A 13,398-nucleotide genomic window follows, 5' to 3' on the forward strand; every position below is an offset into this window, starting at 1 on the left:
TATAGTGTGTAAATCATATGCACTTATATATCACACTTTCTTGATACATAAATTATTTTACGCTACACTTCTTTTATGGAAAACTTTTTACAAACAATCGGCGCACTCAACGATGAGACCAGACTTAAAATACTTAGATTTATAGATATCAACGGTGCAGTATGTGTCTGTGATATAGAATCAGCCTTCGGAATGATACAATCACGTATTTCAAGACATTTAAAGATTCTAAAAGAAGCAGGATTTTTAAAGGTTGAACGAAAAGGACGCTGGGCATATTACGCCATTCGCTCGCCTCTTGACAAATTTAGGCAGGATATTTTGAATGAAATTTCTTATTTGGAGTTAGAAATACCGGTAATGAACAAAACATGTTCTACCTAAACAACTATATCAATATATCTTGATATATTAAAACTATTCTGCTATACTTTCTCATTAAAACAAAGGAAAGCCATGAAAAAAGTCCTCATTCTCTGTACCGGAAACTCATGCCGGAGCATCATTGCCGAAGCACTCATCAACGCCAAACTTGATGGTATAGAAGCGGACAGTTCTGGAGTCAAGGCATCAGGAAGAGTCAACCCCTATGCCAAAAAGCTTTTAGAAGAAAAAGGCATTTGGAAAAACACGTACCACTCTAAAGTCTTAGACGAGGTGTTAGACAACAGCTATGACCTCATAGTCACAGTCTGTGACCATGCCAACGAAACCTGTCCAATGTTCCCCAAACCTTCACCCAAATTACATGTAGGTTTTGAAGACCCGGACGGGAAAGGCTATGAAGCATTTAAAGAGACATATAAAGAGATAGAAGAGCGATTGCTACCTAAATTAAAGAAGGTGTTGTCAGGAGACAACACCATACAAGAGCAATAAAACCGTAGGGGAGGTGTACCCTTACAACACCAATAATAATTTACAAGGAAAACAAAATGAATAAAAACGTATTAAAAACAGGTGAAGGCGTCAAGATAGCTTTTACCGGAGCTGTAGAAAAACAATATATCGTTAAAATGGTAGAGAACTGTGCTACAGGACAGTGTGAATGTATGAGTGATGAGACTAAAAAGAAGATCACCAACATGGAAGTAAATGGAAAAGACGGTGAAGTAAATCTGAATCTCTCAGGAGATGTAAGCAAAGAAGAGATCGAAGCTGCACTGGCAAGATCCAAAGTACTCAACCCGAATAAATGCTGTTAGCCTCTACTCTTTTCCTCGTTACACTGCTCTTTGTTATTTGGCAACCCAAAGGACTGCAGATAGGTACGACTGCAGTTATTGGTGCGATCCTCACATTAATGATGGGCGTTGTAAGCTTTCAGGATGTACTGACTGTTATAGATATCGTTTGGGATGCCACTCTGGCATTCATAGGGATCATCATCCTCTCTATGGTACTCGATGAGATAGGCTTCTTCGAGTGGGCAGCCATTAAAATGGCAAAACTCAGCGGTGGATCAGGCAATAAGATGTTTGTATACATCCTGCTGCTTGGTGCACTGGTCGCTGCCTTTTTTGCCAACGATGGTGCAGCACTCATCCTCACCCCTATTCTCTTGGCAAAAATGAAATACCTCAAAATGAACCCGCTGGCCATTTTCGCCTTTCTCATGGCAGGCGGTTTCATAGGCGATGCCGCTTCCAACCCCCTGATCATCTCCAATCTTACCAACATCGTAACGGCTGGCTACTTTGATATCGGATTTGTAGAATATTTAAAACATATGTTTTTACCCAATCTGCTTAGTATCACTGCTTCTATTGCCATTTTATGGATCTACTTTAGAAAAGATATTCCTTTAAGCGTAGATGTCAGTGAGCTTCCGGAAGCTGCTTCTGTTATTAAAAACCAAACCATGTTCAAACTCTCATGGTGGTTTCTGGGCTTTTTAATGCTCGGTTATTTTATAGGCGATCACTATCATCTGCCGGTCTCTGTATTTGCTTTGGGCGGGGCACTGCTCTTTTTACTCATTGCAAATTACTACAAAGCTACTAAACCCATTATGACTATAAAAGCTGCACCCTGGCAGGTAGTCTGGTTCTCTATAGGACTTTATGTGGTTGTGTATGGATTAAAAAATGCAGGCCTGACAGATATCATCGCTTCATGGATAGAAGTACTCCAAACACAAAGTCACGCAGTAGCTGTCATAGGCACAGGTTTTCTTTCAGGATTCATTTCATCTATTATGAATAATATGCCAACTATTATGATCATGGATATTGCCATAGACAAAGTAGGTTATACGGGCAATGAAGCACTTGTCTATGCAAACATATTAGGCTCAAATCTAGGACCGAAAATGACTCCTATTGGTTCACTTGCTACCCTTCTTTGGCTTCATGTACTGGCACAAAAAGGTGTCAAAATAGGCTGGGGAGAGTATATGAAAGTAGGCTTGCTTATTACACCACCTGTACTGTTAGTGGCACTGCTTGGACTTTTATAATGGATCTATTTTCTTAATTTTTAACAATGATACGCAAATGTCTTGTACCACTGCTGAGTTCAAAATCATCATGCTTGTCTGACATTATGGTCAGTTTTATTGTATTATTGTCAAGAAACTGCACGTCTACATCTGCAGGGAACTGCATATCGGTCAGGACATCATGTGCATCAAGAGGGCGAAAATAAATTACATAACTCTTTTTCGTTTCTACAGTAAGCTTGTCAAAACTTTTCTCCATGATATAAAATTTCTCTTTAATATATTTCGTATTGAAATACCAGGTAATTTTTTTGATCTTGTCATTATATCCATATGTCAGCAACACACGATACCGACTGTTATATTCAAGCCTTTTTAAAGGGAATATTGCAAATTGCTTCTCTGAAAAACGGTGATTTGGGTCATTATTGCTGTCCATCAAATAGGTGTTGACCACATTATCTTTTTGATCAAAAAGATCAAATGAAATCAGTGTCACATGCTTGAAATAATAATCATTGAAAGCTACACTGACAGGAAAACCGCTTACATCATGATCGGGCAAAGGGTCAGGTATTTCAGCATAGAATGCAGGTGGCACCTCTTTCTGTCCGTCATAGGGGAAGAGGATCATATCGGGATTATTCTGTTTGTTATAGTTCAATGCTTTCATATATGCTTTGTCCCGTACACGATGAGAAAGATCTTTACAGCTTTTCCAATACCGTCCGGTACCATTAAAACTTTTGCCTGAACAGAGTGCATTCATGTCACTGTTCCCCATCACATAGACAAATGCACTTTTATCACTGTCAGATTCACGCTGCATCACTCCGACACCTACTTCATTAATGGCAGGACTCAAAAATGCAAAACGGTGGTAGATCGCAGAAAAAAGTCCATCTACCGATTGGTGTGCATTGTGATTGTCTGTTGAAATATTTTCACTGACCACCCTTGAGAGGTAGCCTGCATTCATGGTTCTGTCTACAGGTTTTTCTCCTGTAAAGTTTTTATGTCCTTTGATCTCAAAATGGTCTGATTCATTATTCGATACCAGGTAGTAGGCATGGGCTTTAGCAGCTGATTGCAACTGGGTATTGGAAGAAAGCCTCATCATTCCCGCTCCTGTACGGATCATATTAAGATATGACTCTGCCTCTATCGTTTCATAACTCACATCCATAGGCAGTGCTTTTCTCTCTATGGTCTCTTTAGGCAAAATACTCAGATCAGGATTCACTACTTTCAAAAATACCAATATTAACAGAAGTGCTACAAACAATTTCATTAACATATTGGCTCTTTATAGTGATTTTATGATAACCATTATATATGATTCATCTTAAGGGAAACCTGAGCAAGAAATGTATGAAAAGTTAAGGGGAAAGAGGGGAGAATCAGTTACCGCAGTCACTGCGGTAACACAAACAGAGGAAGTCAGAAGATCTATTTTTCTTCCGGAGTTGCTTCTTCTGTAGCATTTTTGTCATCTTCAGGTGCCGGTGTAGCATCTGTTGCTGCTCCCTGAACTGCCTGTACTGCTGCATCTTGTGCCGGTGCTTCATCATTTGCCTGTACGAACATTGTAGTCATCGCCAACGCTGCGATCATCATTAAAAACTTTTTCATTGTATATCCTTTAATATATTATGTGTGTGAACGAAATATCATTGATATCTGAACAGGCAAATTATAATCTTATAGTATTACTGCATCATTACCTGTTTTTGATATAATGATTATTCAGAGGATTCTATTTACAATTACAGGGGAGGTGTTTGCTGATGTGGCATATTATTACACTATTATTCATACTGAGCTTTACAATACATGCTGAGGAATTATTTACAGATCCCCATACTTTTCATTTAGGACACAAAACGTTTATGGAAGAGTATTGCAAAAGTATTAAAGCAGAAAAACAGCTTTGTGAAAAGAAAAAATTGCGTTTTCTGGATTACAAGAGCGATGATCTTCCTGCATTTTTAGCTAAAGTTGGCGAACATATTACCCCCATACTTTCAAAGTATAACAAGCAAAAAATGAAAAGATCCGTACTCTCCAATATCAAAGACTTTGAAGGAGATGTGAGTGGAGAATGGTACAATGCACTCTCTGTAGATCTCTTTTCAAAGACATCTGCCACCTATACACTCTCTGAGACTTCAAGCGGCTATACCGGTGGTGCACACGGCTATTACGGTATAACCTTCAGTAATTATGATACTCGGACACAAAAAAAACTGACACTTGATGATCTGCTTCTTCCAGACTATAACCAGACCCTGCAACATATTGCATTCACGCATTACAAAGAAGCACGTGGTCTCAAACCAACACAGACACTTTTAGATGACGGATGGTTCAATAATAAGTTTGAATTGGCGGAGAATTTCGCTGTTACAGACAGAGGGCTCTATTTTCTTTACAATCAGTATGAGGTCAAATCCTATGCAGACGGTATTACAACCTTCATGCTCCCCTACAGTAAGATACGCTCACTCATAGATCCAAAAGGAGCACTTGGCTTTGCTCTTGGAAAAAATCGAAAGATCCATGCATCCTTTTATGAAGCAGAAAAGCTCTCCATCATATTCGATGCAAAGGTCAATGCAGACAAAACACTTACCGTCACGGCGAAAATGACGAACCTCACCTACAGTAATGCCCGAGGATGGCTCTCTTTGTCCTTTCCACAGATGCAATATAAAAAAGCCATACTCAAGATGCAAAAAAAAGGATTTACACATCTGCAAGCCTATCCCAAAGGCAGCAGTATCTATAATATCAAGCAGAAAAAAGCCCTGCCTGCAAACTATCTTTTGGTAGAGGCCGAAAAGAAAAAATGGCACTATAACGATGCCTGTACACTCACACTGACCATCTCTCTGCCTGCAAACAGCAGTGAATGTATCATTGACATCAGAGGTTCATTAAAGGCTGAAGGGAAAAACATTACACTGCCGGAGGAATATGAAGGTGTGAAGGGGCAACAGAATTTTACAAACTACAGGGTCTTTGTAGGTATATGATCTAGAAAAGCCTCTAAATGCTTGGATTATTCAGAGGATTCTATTTATATATCCTTCCCAAAGGGATCAGCTTTTTGGAGGTATCATATTCTCTCTCACGGATATAGGCTTTCATCTTCTTGATGCGTTTGATAAAATCAGGATGATCGGCAAGCAGATACTTCCACCCTTCTCCCTCTTTTTTCATTTTTTCGAAAAGTGCCGTTGCTCCATTTGCTGTTCCATAAGCACAGTTCAACATATCTACACCGAAAAGATCCGCAGCCATTTCCTGTTCCTGGGAATAGCGGTTATTGGTCATTTCAAGTGTGGTGCTGAAGAGTGAACCGTAGTTGTCTGAAGAGAGCAGCATGCCTGCTACGGCAAAAATGAGCCCTTTGCCCATCGACTTAATGTTGTCTTTATGTTTAAAATGTCCCAGTTCATGCCCTAGTACCATGGCCAGTTCATTCTCCGTCTTAACTTTATGCAAAAGCCCCTTGGTCACAAGCATTTTTGCTCCCGGCACTGCCATGGCATTGACATGGAAGTCATCCATGACATAGGCATCTACCTTGTAGGGAAGTTTGGCACAGACTGCAAGTTTATCCACCATATGCTGAAGCTGTGTACTTTTTTGGGTCTGATTCATGTCAATATCCATCTGTACATACTTCATGATCTTTGCTTCATGCTCGGGTGAGAGATTTTCTGCGATGATGTTGACCGAGGCGGTCACGATCAGATAGAAGAGCACTACAAAAACCAATAGACCGCTCAACAGTTTCAATGCAAAAAGAAAAAGGTACTCTTTGGGACGGTTCACCTTCTCATCAGGCAGTTTGGATGTATATTTCATCGCCAGACCGCAGTCCCGTATGCCAATACTTCAACCGCACCTACATTTCGGTTGGCATTCTTTGAAATGGAAGAGGTCTCTATGCGGATATTGATGATCTCACTGGCATCTTTTGCATCCTCTTTCATACGCAATATGGCTTCTCTTCTGGCACGGTCGACCAGCGTCTCATACGTGGCTATGTTCCCACCGAAAAGATTTGCCAAAGAGGCAACGATCTTTTTGAAATAATCAATAGAGATCACCACCGAACCGCCTACAAGCTTAACCTCTTTGATCCCCTCTTCATGCAACGGTTTTTTAAGCATGATCGTAGGTAAACTCACCATCTGCTCCTCTCTTTCTCTGATAGAGGTGAGATGATGCTTTTCAAGAATAGTACCACTGATGTACCCAACTGTCATCAGTACAGCAAAAAGTATAAGATTTTCCATCTATACTGCCTTTACTGCCGTCCCGTATACGTAGAGTTCTGCTGCTCCGGCAGCCACTGATGAAGTGGAAAAACGTACATTAAGAATGGCATTGGCACCAAGAGATGCCGCCTGTGCTTTCATCCTCTTCATTGCCTCATCTCTTGATTCACTTAAAAGCTCTGTATAGCCTTTTAGCTCTCCTCCGAAGATATTCTTGATGGAAGCGGCAATATCCCTGCCCGCATGTTTTGCCCGTACCGTAGAACCGGAGACCACACCGTAATGCTCCACGATCTCTTTACCTGGAATATATTCTATATTTGTAATGATCATTTTTGCTCCTTGTAGGATATTATAAGATAGATATCTTTATTTTACGACAGACATAGAAAGATAATTTACCATCACTCCAAGCACTCAAAAGATGATCTTGTGTTTTTCGACTTAACATTAAATTAATTTATAAAATAATATAATAAATATTAGAATTAAAATTATAATATCAGGAAAATACAATGAATGTTTTGCATCCTCCCTTTGTACATTTTGTCATAGCTCTGCCGCTTGCAGCCCTCTTTTCTCAACTCACTTATGTGGCAACCGGAGACAAAACCTACTCAAAAGCAGCCATTCGTATCATCGCTTTTGCATTACTTGTATCATTCTTTGCAGTATTCAGCGGGATCATTGATGCAGGGGAGATCACGAAGAACCATGCCATTCTTAAAAATGGTCTGCTGGTTTTAAGTAACCATAAAATATTCGGCTTTGTGGTAGTTGCCATATTGCTTGTGACAACATTGGTAAAATGGTTTGCTATTTCCAAAGATTCTATGAGTATGGAAAAACTCTCTATACTGCTGATCATTCTCTCTATTGCTGCATCTCTCTACCAGGGAAATCACGGTGGATCTCTTGTATACAAATATGCCGCAGGTATTGATAACAAGATTGTTCAGAACAGAGTTTTGGAGGAAAAGGGCAAATAGAACGGACGACTTTATGTCCGTCCATACACCTTATTGTGTGATATGCTTAACTACTCTTTGATTCTCTTATTTTCCGCTATGTGCATGATGCACTTCTATCAGTTCTTCAATATTTGTATCAAGAACATAGACATTTTCATATCCTAACATTTCAAGATACCCCATCACACGGTTGGCAAACCATCCTTTTAGACAGGCAACAACTATCGGTTCGGTATGATCCGAAGGCAGTTCATCCAAATAGGAACTGAAATCCGTATAGGGCATGTAGTATGCATTGGCAATATCTGCTTCCTGCGCATTGTCACCACTCACTTTCGCCGGTGGTCTGACATCCAGTAAAATGGCTCCGGCATCCATCAACAGTTCTCTGGTCTGATGCAAATTAACCATACCCAGATTCTCTTTTTCTTTATTGATCTGAATGATCGTCTCGACTCTTTCTTTTGTTTTATTTTCCATTGGTTGATCCTTTCTATATATTGTGTAGATATACTCTATCTAAATTCCAATATAGCATTATGCAACTAAAGTTGCATTTAAAGCAATTGTATAAGTTATAATTTGTACAATGTCAACAAAAAGAGAGTAAAACATGTCCTATACACAAGAACAAGATCTGGATGAAAAGTTTTTTGAAAGAGCCGATGCGCACATTAAACTGGCAAATGAGTATATGAATCAGCAGGAAAATGCCGAAATGGTCAACAATTCATTTTTATATGCAGCCGCAAGGTTCAATGCGTGGATCAGTGCAGCAGGTTTGAAAGATGCTGAAGCGATGAAGGCAAAGCGAGCAGATCTTATTCGTTATTTTGTAGAGCAGTATACTTCTATGCTTGAAGAGAATCTCGATAATTATATTGACAACTATGACCTTTATCTGGGAATATCTAAGGAAGAGAAGTAACTGTCTCTTTCCTTATTTGTTTTATCCGAACATTCCTTTAGTCAGTAGCAATGTCACAAGTGCCACGATGAGAGCCGCACTGAAAAATTTCGTATAAAAACGGTTATTGATCATCACAGAGACAATGGTTCCCGCCAGAATAGCTAAGACCATAAAGCCGTACAGAATAGACATCAATACAATGGTATTTTGCGGAATTTCCATCATTTTTTCATCGGGAAATACAAAGGTTTGCAGCCCTATGGCAACCAGCCAGATATATAAAAAGACAGAAAAGAAAGCTGTCCAAAATAAAAACTGTATTTTACCGCTTCGTATGAGCATTTACTATCCTTTTATCATATAACCTTGAATTACCTACGGGTAGTCCTTCACATTTCTCTACTTACATCTCACCTTTTCTCACTCTTTCAAAAGTTAAGGTATTTACTTAGTCCGGTAATATTTTAACGCATAAATATTTTAAAACTAAACATCTATTAAAAAAATCACTCTATAATTACTTTAAATATAAAGCATAAGGAAAATTAATCATGAAATACGCTTCACCTTTGAAAATGAATAAAGAGGACAGTGCCATTACCAAAGTGCTTGGGAAAGCCAAATATTTCGGTATCTATAATGATGAAACCAATCAGATTGAAGTAATAGAGAATATGGAAACAGGCGGTCCAGCATTTTTTACAGAACTGAAAAAACATCATGTAGATGTACTTCTCACCCCTCATGCAGGGCCAGGAGCAGTCAATGGAGCTGCCCAATTCGGTATTCCTATGTTCTACTGCGGCGATGAGCGAAAAGTGCTTTTAGAAGCAGTCAAAGAGTTTCAGGAGGGTAAATACCCTCAGATCACTGCTGAGAATTTTCAACAGTTTCGCTAAAGACAACACTGCAACATCTCACAATGCTGCAGTGTGATCATACACGCAACACTACCGTAAAATCACCCTCCATATAGCCCTCTTTTATCTGCACTTTTACACCCAATGGTCTACAAAGCTCCAAGATATCATGAGGCACCCAATAGCTAAACTCACCCTCTTGCTCTTTCCCGCATAGCAGATTAAAGACAAAACCCTTACGACTTTTTTCAAAACATCGCTGTATGAAGATGCGTGTTTCCATACGCGTTAAAAGGTTCATTGAACCACTTGCCACATACCAGTCTGCCAGAGGGATAGTCTGTTTTAAAATGTTACGCTGGACTATTTTACAGCCCGTACGAATCTTGGCTTCTTTGACCATGGGGTCACAGAGGTCTAAGCCTATGTAGGTTTTGGGCAAGTTGTTCTTCTCTTTCAAATAAAGATAAAAATCACCAAACCCACAGCCTGCATCTACAAGCGTATTATTCTTTATATCACCCAAACAAGAGATGATGGCAGAAAAACGACGTTTCTGTGTCTGCGGAGAATCCCACGCTACTCCCTCAGCTGAGACACCATAGGTCTCATAATTGTTTTGATAAAACGCTTTTTGATTGATACGTGCCACAGGCTAATACTTCTTATTTTTATAGGCTAACAAGTCATCTTTAGATAAATCATCCAAGAGAGAAGAGAGATGCGTAGCAGACAAAAGTGTAACATTACCCTCCTTTATCTCCTCACATTCAGGGTCAAATCCATTTTTAGAGAAAAGTACATAGTCTGAGATATCAAGTTCTGCTTTTTTGCACTTCTGCTTCAGTGTTTCCAGCATGTTAGGCTTCGCAGGTTTTTGGGAGTATTTACATGCACCTGCCAACAGCTTACCAGACTTCCTTTTAGCCAGCAGTTCTATGTGTGTATGTTTGTCATAGTAGGAACCTATGGAGACTATGGGGTCATCTGCAAACTTCTGGGCAAAACTTTGTGTTACGAGTTCTCGCACAAAAAGATTGGAAAGCAAGATAGAGAAGTTCCCTTTGAGTTGCTGCCACTTTTGCGAAAATTCAGAAAAGTCACCACTTGAAATGCTCTTATAGTTAGGTGAAACCATCGCAAACCAAAAACGCATAAAAGGCAAATCAAACAAAATCCTGTCAGATTTCCCATCGCTTTCATGCAAAGGTTTTTCTACCGAGAGGTCAAACTTTAAAAGACTTTTCATAGCCAGATAGTCAATGGCTTCTTCACCCTTATCCCTGCCTACTCTCGCCTTTTTAAAGACCCCGTCTTCATACTCTTCACCCAAAGCAATGATAGACAACAACATATGGTACAAGGCATTCCCGTGCGTGTAGCGTGTGATACTGTTGTGTATCGGCTCATAGTTACCCAGTATCTTCTCTTCTATCAGCCCATCAAAACTCTTAGAGACATCTACATCCCATCCGGTACCACCAAACACAGTAAAATACTCCAAAGCTGTATCAAAATCTTTTATGTTGTTCTGATACGCAAAAGAACGAAAATGTTGCAGAAGGGTTGGATGTTTTGCCATAAGCTAGCCTTGTTTTAGATGTGTCATTATAGCAAAATTTAGCCATAGCATTATCACTATTTAGCTATACTGCTGCCTATGTACACCTCTCACAAACTCCTAGCACTTCATAAGCCCAAAGGCTATGTCGTCACACGCTCTGACGAACGTGGACGTAAAACAGTCTACGACCTTCTACCCGACTGGGCTTTTAATGACGGATGGATGCCTATAGGACGCCTTGACCTAGAGTCCAAAGGGCTTCTGCTCTTCACCACTGATGGACAAATAGGCAACAAGTTGACCAAGCCTGGAGGCTGTATAAAAGTATACGAAATCTGGGTCAGAGGTCACGTCACAGATGCACACATCACCCAAGCCAAAAGAGGTGTAGAGAGTAAACACGGACTACTCAAAGCCCTTGTTGTTGAGAAGCTGGGTATGGGTGGAGCAAAAACCAAATTACGCATAGTCATAGACGAAGGCAAAAACCGTCACATTCGCCGACTCTTTGGAGCACTCAAAGACCCAAAATTTGGGACACCTCTAAAAGTCTTGGAGTTAAAACGTGTGAGCATCGGTAGTTTTGGTCTTGACATAGAAAATGGTAAATGGCGTTTTCTTTCAAGTGAAGAAGAGAGAATGTTGCTTAATGGTTTGGAATAGTCATGTATATGACTATTCCCTCTCCACTTTCCCACGTAGTTTCTTCTTACTCCCCTGCTTCTTCTTTGAATTCAATCGTCTATTAACAGAGCCTTTGGTTGGCTTGGTAGGCACACGCTTTTTTTGTACCACATTCACACTTTTGATGAGCTCTACCAGACGTTCCAGTGCTTCATCTCTATTTTGTTCTTGACTTCGGTGCTGTTGAGACTTTATGACTATGATGCCCTCTTTGGTAATGCGTTTGTCTTTGAGGTCTAGTAGCTTCTCTTTGTAGTAGTCAGGTAAAGAAGAAGCCTCTATATCAAACCGCAGGTGTATCGCTGCAGAAACCTTGTTGACCTTCTGCCCACCAGAACCACTTGCCCGTATGGCAGAGATCTCTACTTCATTTTCATCTAGAGTGACAGTGTTTGATATTTTTAGCATGATTACTTCTCCATCTTCTTCGCTATTTCAGTATACACAGTATTATCTTCTATTTTACCTACAATATTTTAGTATCTTATTTTAGATTTAGAGGTTCCCTTTAGTTCCTGACCATAAATTTATAGTATCATACCTATAGAACTATCAACATATACTACGGAGATTACAGAACATGGCAAAAACAAACTACTCATATGAAAAACGCGGTCGAGAAATTGAAAAACAAAAAAAACAAGAAGAAAAACGTCAAAAAAAACTTGATAAAAAGAATGAAGATAAAAAAGAGGGAGTGTCTGAGGTTAAATCATCTGAAGACGATTAGAGGAATAGAAATTTATAAAAGGGCAGATTATTCTACCCTTAAATTGTCTTAAGACAATGAGTCTTAAAGACCAGTAACGTTTTCAGCTTGTAAGCCTTTGTCACCTTTTGTTACTTCTAAAGTTACTTTTTGTCCATCATTAAGAGAAACACGGTCGTAACCATTGTTATTGATATTACGGTAGTGTACAAATACATCATCTCCACCATTTTCTTGTTCGATAAAACCGAAACCTTTTTCACTGTTAAACCATTTTACTGATCCGTTTACTAATTCTGCCATTGTAATTCCTTTGGTTGTGTATATACATGTCATTGCTGATATGCTCAAAATATAAAGTGGAGTGTTCTTGGAAAGGATAATACTGCAAACAAAGGTTACCAATAAAAATCTAGCCGAAGATGAACTCTAAATCATCTTTCAATGCGGTAGTATAGCATAACAATGAAACTTTAGCAAAGTATTTATTTTATTTGGTTGCTAACACCCACAACTCAACTTTTTCATCCCTATTTTTAGTATCTTCTTTACTGTTATACCTCTAACCAATGAGCAAGTAGCACGCTAACCACAGTCTCAGTTCGTAAGATCCTCTCTCCTAAACTAACAGCTGTACAACCGTGTTTGCAAAGCAGGTCAACTTCATAGTCTATCCAACCGCCTTCTGCTCCGACACATAGTATCTTTGGCATAGTCTCTTTATCGTGCTTTAGAGCATCAATATATGCTTTCCAAGGCTGTGAAGCATACGGATGAGCAATCACCGCATCACTTTGCTCTTTATCCCCTTTATTAGCTGCCAATAAAGCAGGAAATTCATCTTCAACAAATGGCTTAAAACGTTTTTTAAACTCAATTACTGGTGGCACTGTATCTATGGCTTGTTGTAAGCCTTCAAAAACAAACTCATCTATGCGCTCTAGCAGTGGGCTTTGCCAGTAACTTTTTTG

22 protein-coding genes are annotated in these 13,398 nt (G+C 39.5%); 10 read left to right on the forward strand and 12 right to left on the reverse strand.

Annotated features, from left to right (window positions below; translation table 11 throughout):
• Positions 1-75: 75 nt before the first annotated feature.
• The 4 genes from MVE01_RS00485 (at position 76) to MVE01_RS00500 (ending at position 2,458) form a co-directional block, all read left to right on the forward strand.
• Complete coding sequence (locus MVE01_RS00485; protein WP_472560194.1) at positions 76-384, forward strand: ArsR/SmtB family transcription factor; 309 nt, start codon at positions 76-78, stop codon at positions 382-384.
• Between the two features lie 72 nt (positions 385-456).
• The gene (locus MVE01_RS00490) at positions 457-879 is read left to right on the forward strand and encodes an arsenate reductase ArsC (protein WP_472560195.1); all 423 of its coding nucleotides are present in this window, start codon (positions 457-459) and stop codon (positions 877-879) included.
• A gap of 56 nt (positions 880-935) precedes the next feature.
• Positions 936-1,205 (forward strand): hypothetical protein, encoded by a 270-nt coding sequence (locus MVE01_RS00495; protein WP_472560196.1) that lies wholly within the window; start codon positions 936-938, stop codon positions 1,203-1,205.
• Positions 1,196-2,458 (forward strand): arsenic transporter, encoded by a 1,263-nt coding sequence (locus tag MVE01_RS00500; protein WP_472560197.1) that lies wholly within the window; start codon positions 1,196-1,198, stop codon positions 2,456-2,458. The genes MVE01_RS00495 and MVE01_RS00500 overlap by 10 nt, the downstream gene beginning before the upstream one ends.
• Before the next feature lie 13 nt (positions 2,459-2,471).
• Here the strand turns inward: MVE01_RS00500 and MVE01_RS00505 are convergent, their stop codons facing one another.
• Both MVE01_RS00505 and MVE01_RS00510 read right to left on the reverse strand, forming a co-directional pair.
• A complete protein-coding gene (locus MVE01_RS00505; RefSeq protein WP_472560198.1) occupies positions 2,472-3,737 on the reverse strand; it encodes a CAP domain-containing protein in 1,266 nt (421 codons plus the stop codon).
• A gap of 152 nt (positions 3,738-3,889) precedes the next feature.
• Positions 3,890-4,072, reverse strand: a complete 183-nt coding sequence (locus tag MVE01_RS00510; RefSeq protein WP_472560199.1) for a hypothetical protein — start codon at positions 4,070-4,072, stop codon at positions 3,890-3,892.
• 257 nt (positions 4,073-4,329) lie between these two features.
• Here MVE01_RS00510 and MVE01_RS00515 point away from each other — a divergent pair, with 257 nt between their 5' ends.
• Positions 4,330-5,475, forward strand: coding sequence for an RsiV family protein (locus MVE01_RS00515; protein ID WP_472560200.1), 1,146 nt, complete (start codon positions 4,330-4,332; stop codon positions 5,473-5,475).
• A gap of 40 nt (positions 5,476-5,515) precedes the next feature.
• Here MVE01_RS00515 and MVE01_RS00520 read toward each other — a convergent pair whose 3' ends face one another.
• From MVE01_RS00520 to MVE01_RS00530, 3 genes are read right to left on the reverse strand one after another with little or no spacing between them, the layout of a single operon-like run.
• Positions 5,516-6,313, reverse strand: a complete 798-nt coding sequence (locus MVE01_RS00520) for a M48 family metallopeptidase (RefSeq protein WP_472560201.1) — start codon at positions 6,311-6,313, stop codon at positions 5,516-5,518.
• On the reverse strand, positions 6,310-6,747 hold the full coding sequence (locus MVE01_RS00525; protein WP_472560202.1) for a YbjQ family protein: 438 nt from the start codon (positions 6,745-6,747) through the stop codon (positions 6,310-6,312). Before MVE01_RS00525 ends, MVE01_RS00520 begins: the two co-directional genes overlap by 4 nt.
• Positions 6,748-7,062 (reverse strand): YbjQ family protein, encoded by a 315-nt coding sequence (locus MVE01_RS00530; protein ID WP_472560203.1) that lies wholly within the window; start codon positions 7,060-7,062, stop codon positions 6,748-6,750.
• A gap of 182 nt (positions 7,063-7,244) precedes the next feature.
• Here MVE01_RS00530 and MVE01_RS00535 point away from each other — a divergent pair, with 182 nt between their 5' ends.
• Positions 7,245-7,718, forward strand: coding sequence for a DUF2231 domain-containing protein (locus MVE01_RS00535; RefSeq protein WP_472560204.1), 474 nt, complete (start codon positions 7,245-7,247; stop codon positions 7,716-7,718).
• Positions 7,719-7,784: 66 nt separating this feature from the next.
• Here the strand turns inward: MVE01_RS00535 and MVE01_RS00540 are convergent, their stop codons facing one another.
• Positions 7,785-8,180 (reverse strand): rhodanese-like domain-containing protein, encoded by a 396-nt coding sequence (locus tag MVE01_RS00540; RefSeq protein ID WP_472560205.1) that lies wholly within the window; start codon positions 8,178-8,180, stop codon positions 7,785-7,787.
• 133 nt (positions 8,181-8,313) lie between these two features.
• On the opposite strand from MVE01_RS00540, the gene MVE01_RS00545 reads away from it, so the two are divergent.
• Positions 8,314-8,628 carry a DUF3144 domain-containing protein gene (locus MVE01_RS00545; RefSeq protein WP_472560206.1) on the forward strand — a complete coding sequence of 105 codons (315 nt, stop codon included), beginning with the start codon at positions 8,314-8,316 and terminating at the stop codon, positions 8,626-8,628.
• Between the two features lie 21 nt (positions 8,629-8,649).
• Here the strand turns inward: MVE01_RS00545 and MVE01_RS00550 are convergent, their stop codons facing one another.
• A complete protein-coding gene (locus MVE01_RS00550) occupies positions 8,650-8,952 on the reverse strand; it encodes a hypothetical protein (protein ID WP_472560207.1) in 303 nt (100 codons plus the stop codon).
• Positions 8,953-9,161: 209 nt separating this feature from the next.
• Here MVE01_RS00550 and MVE01_RS00555 point away from each other — a divergent pair, with 209 nt between their 5' ends.
• Positions 9,162-9,509 carry a NifB/NifX family molybdenum-iron cluster-binding protein gene (locus tag MVE01_RS00555; protein ID WP_472560208.1) on the forward strand — a complete coding sequence of 116 codons (348 nt, stop codon included), beginning with the start codon at positions 9,162-9,164 and terminating at the stop codon, positions 9,507-9,509.
• Positions 9,510-9,546: 37 nt separating this feature from the next.
• Here MVE01_RS00555 and MVE01_RS00560 read toward each other — a convergent pair whose 3' ends face one another.
• On the reverse strand, positions 9,547-10,122 hold the full coding sequence (locus tag MVE01_RS00560; RefSeq protein WP_472560209.1) for a class I SAM-dependent methyltransferase: 576 nt from the start codon (positions 10,120-10,122) through the stop codon (positions 9,547-9,549).
• A gap of 3 nt (positions 10,123-10,125) precedes the next feature.
• Positions 10,126-11,052, reverse strand: a complete 927-nt coding sequence (locus MVE01_RS00565; protein WP_472560210.1) for a DUF234 domain-containing protein — start codon at positions 11,050-11,052, stop codon at positions 10,126-10,128.
• Between the two features lie 78 nt (positions 11,053-11,130).
• Between MVE01_RS00565 and MVE01_RS00570 the strand changes: the two genes are divergently transcribed.
• Positions 11,131-11,697 (forward strand): pseudouridine synthase, encoded by a 567-nt coding sequence (locus tag MVE01_RS00570; protein WP_472560211.1) that lies wholly within the window; start codon positions 11,131-11,133, stop codon positions 11,695-11,697.
• Between the two features lie 12 nt (positions 11,698-11,709).
• Here MVE01_RS00570 and arfB read toward each other — a convergent pair whose 3' ends face one another.
• A complete protein-coding gene (gene arfB, locus MVE01_RS00575; protein ID WP_472560212.1) occupies positions 11,710-12,126 on the reverse strand; it encodes an alternative ribosome rescue aminoacyl-tRNA hydrolase ArfB in 417 nt (138 codons plus the stop codon).
• Between the two features lie 172 nt (positions 12,127-12,298).
• Between arfB and MVE01_RS00580 the strand changes: the two genes are divergently transcribed.
• Positions 12,299-12,448, forward strand: coding sequence for a hypothetical protein (locus tag MVE01_RS00580; RefSeq protein ID WP_472560213.1), 150 nt, complete (start codon positions 12,299-12,301; stop codon positions 12,446-12,448).
• Between the two features lie 63 nt (positions 12,449-12,511).
• On the opposite strand, the gene MVE01_RS00585 is transcribed toward MVE01_RS00580, so the two are convergent.
• Together MVE01_RS00585 and MVE01_RS00590 are read right to left on the reverse strand one after the other, a co-directional pair.
• Positions 12,512-12,730 carry a cold-shock protein gene (locus MVE01_RS00585; protein ID WP_472560214.1) on the reverse strand — a complete coding sequence of 73 codons (219 nt, stop codon included), beginning with the start codon at positions 12,728-12,730 and terminating at the stop codon, positions 12,512-12,514.
• 251 nt (positions 12,731-12,981) lie between these two features.
• Positions 12,982-13,398: RsmE family RNA methyltransferase (locus tag MVE01_RS00590; RefSeq protein WP_472560215.1), on the reverse strand; the 417-nt coding region annotated here is incomplete at its 5' end.

The organism is Sulfurovum sp. (assembly GCA_026990595.1).
GTDB lineage: Bacteria > Campylobacterota > Campylobacteria > Campylobacterales > Sulfurovaceae > Sulfurovum.

Excerpts from the sequence above, each read along its gene's own strand:
- MVE01_RS00485 (WP_472560194.1), top strand. The coding sequence starts at position 76 with ATGGAAAACTTTTTACAAACAATCGGCGCACTCAACGATGAGACCAGA.
- MVE01_RS00490 (WP_472560195.1), top strand. The coding sequence starts at position 457 with ATGAAAAAAGTCCTCATTCTCTGTACCGGAAACTCATGCCGGAGCATC.
- MVE01_RS00495 (WP_472560196.1), top strand. The coding sequence starts at position 936 with ATGAATAAAAACGTATTAAAAACAGGTGAAGGCGTCAAGATAGCTTTT.
- MVE01_RS00500 (WP_472560197.1), top strand. The coding sequence starts at position 1,196 with ATGCTGTTAGCCTCTACTCTTTTCCTCGTTACACTGCTCTTTGTTATT.
- MVE01_RS00505 (WP_472560198.1), bottom strand. The coding sequence starts at position 3,737 with ATGTTAATGAAATTGTTTGTAGCACTTCTGTTAATATTGGTATTTTTG.
- MVE01_RS00510 (WP_472560199.1), bottom strand. The coding sequence starts at position 4,072 with ATGAAAAAGTTTTTAATGATGATCGCAGCGTTGGCGATGACTACAATG.
- MVE01_RS00515 (WP_472560200.1), top strand. The coding sequence starts at position 4,330 with ATGGAAGAGTATTGCAAAAGTATTAAAGCAGAAAAACAGCTTTGTGAA.
- MVE01_RS00520 (WP_472560201.1), bottom strand. The coding sequence starts at position 6,313 with ATGAAATATACATCCAAACTGCCTGATGAGAAGGTGAACCGTCCCAAA.
- MVE01_RS00525 (WP_472560202.1), bottom strand. The coding sequence starts at position 6,747 with ATGGAAAATCTTATACTTTTTGCTGTACTGATGACAGTTGGGTACATC.
- MVE01_RS00530 (WP_472560203.1), bottom strand. The coding sequence starts at position 7,062 with ATGATCATTACAAATATAGAATATATTCCAGGTAAAGAGATCGTGGAG.
- MVE01_RS00535 (WP_472560204.1), top strand. The coding sequence starts at position 7,245 with ATGAATGTTTTGCATCCTCCCTTTGTACATTTTGTCATAGCTCTGCCG.
- MVE01_RS00540 (WP_472560205.1), bottom strand. The coding sequence starts at position 8,180 with ATGGAAAATAAAACAAAAGAAAGAGTCGAGACGATCATTCAGATCAAT.
- MVE01_RS00545 (WP_472560206.1), top strand. The coding sequence starts at position 8,314 with ATGTCCTATACACAAGAACAAGATCTGGATGAAAAGTTTTTTGAAAGA.
- MVE01_RS00550 (WP_472560207.1), bottom strand. The coding sequence starts at position 8,952 with ATGCTCATACGAAGCGGTAAAATACAGTTTTTATTTTGGACAGCTTTC.
- MVE01_RS00555 (WP_472560208.1), top strand. The coding sequence starts at position 9,162 with ATGAAATACGCTTCACCTTTGAAAATGAATAAAGAGGACAGTGCCATT.
- MVE01_RS00565 (WP_472560210.1), bottom strand. The coding sequence starts at position 11,052 with ATGGCAAAACATCCAACCCTTCTGCAACATTTTCGTTCTTTTGCGTAT.
- MVE01_RS00570 (WP_472560211.1), top strand. The coding sequence starts at position 11,131 with ATGTACACCTCTCACAAACTCCTAGCACTTCATAAGCCCAAAGGCTAT.
- arfB (WP_472560212.1), bottom strand. The coding sequence starts at position 12,126 with ATGCTAAAAATATCAAACACTGTCACTCTAGATGAAAATGAAGTAGAG.
- MVE01_RS00580 (WP_472560213.1), top strand. The coding sequence starts at position 12,299 with ATGGCAAAAACAAACTACTCATATGAAAAACGCGGTCGAGAAATTGAA.
- MVE01_RS00585 (WP_472560214.1), bottom strand. The coding sequence starts at position 12,730 with ATGGCAGAATTAGTAAACGGATCAGTAAAATGGTTTAACAGTGAAAAA.